A 1,214-nucleotide genomic window follows, 5' to 3' on the forward strand; every position below is an offset into this window, starting at 1 on the left:
TATGATGTGAATGTACGTTTAAATGAAAATAAACGTATGCTTCCACAAGATGTGCAGAACCTATATCTCAACTCTAATAAGACCAATGCGACTGGGCAAAATATATTAGTTCCACTTAGCGCAGTTGCAACAACCGAAGAAAAGCTCGGTGCTTCACAAATTAACCGACGTGATCTTGAGCGTGAAGTATTGATTGAGGCAAATACCTCAGGACGACCTAGTGGTGACATTGGTCAAGACATCGATAAAATGCAAAAGGCTTTTAAACTACCTGCTGGATATACATTTGATACCCAAGGGGCTAATGCTGACATGGCTGAATCTGCTGGATATGCATTAACAGCCATTACCCTCTCAATTGTGTTTATCTATATTGTTTTAGGTTCTCAGTTTAATAGCTTTATTCATCCTGCTGCAATTATGACCTCTTTACCCTTGTCACTCATTGGTGTTTTTCTTGCCTTATTCTTATTCAAAAGTACCCTAAACCTGTTTTCAATTATTGGCATTATTATGTTGATGGGGCTCGTCACTAAAAATGCGATTTTGCTTATCGACTTTATTAAGAAAGCAATGGATCAGGGGACAAGCCGTTACGATGCTATTTTACAAGCAGGCAAAACACGTTTACGTCCAATTTTAATGACAACAAGTGCCATGGTGATGGGGATGGTTCCTCTAGCTTTAGGTCTTGGTGAGGGCGGTGAGCAAAGCGCACCAATGGCTCACGCTGTGATTGGGGGAGTAATTACCTCTACCCTATTGACTCTTGTGGTTGTACCCGTCATTTTCACTTATCTAGATGACTTGAAAAACTTTATGCTGCGTCAAACTCGACGATTCATGTCATAATGCAGCGATTATCGTATAATCTGCGTTTTTATAACGCTTAACTTTTAGGACTTTTTCCATGCGCGCAAGCCGCTTTTTATTTGCAACGTTGAGAGAAACCCCAAATGATGCTGAAGTGATTTCACACCAGCTCATGTTACGTGCGGGGATGATTCGTAAATTGGCATCTGGTTTATATACATGGCTGCCGATGGGAACACGTGTGCTTAAAAAAGTAGATGCGATTGTTCGTGAAGAAATGAACCGCTCAGGCGCAATGGAAGTATGCATGCCCGTGACTCAACCCGCAAGTCTTTGGGAAGAATCGGGTCGATATGAACAATATGGTCCTGAATTATTACGCTTTAAAGATCGTCATACCA

At 41.2% G+C, this 1,214-nt stretch carries 1 protein-coding gene and 1 pseudogene; both read left to right on the forward strand.

Going from position 1 to position 1,214, the window contains the following annotated elements; all coding sequences use genetic code 11:
* On the forward strand, positions 1–852 hold an 852-nt coding region (locus tag UC75_RS21955), incomplete at its 5' end, for an efflux RND transporter permease subunit (RefSeq protein ID WP_228137418.1).
* Between the two features lie 58 nt (positions 853–910).
* Positions 911–1,214: pseudogene (locus tag UC75_RS21960) on the forward strand (proline--tRNA ligase); the annotation flags it as partial.

The sequence above is a fragment of the Acinetobacter sp. V2 genome (genome assembly GCF_001188385.1).
Lineage (GTDB): Bacteria > Pseudomonadota > Gammaproteobacteria > Pseudomonadales > Moraxellaceae > Acinetobacter > Acinetobacter oleivorans.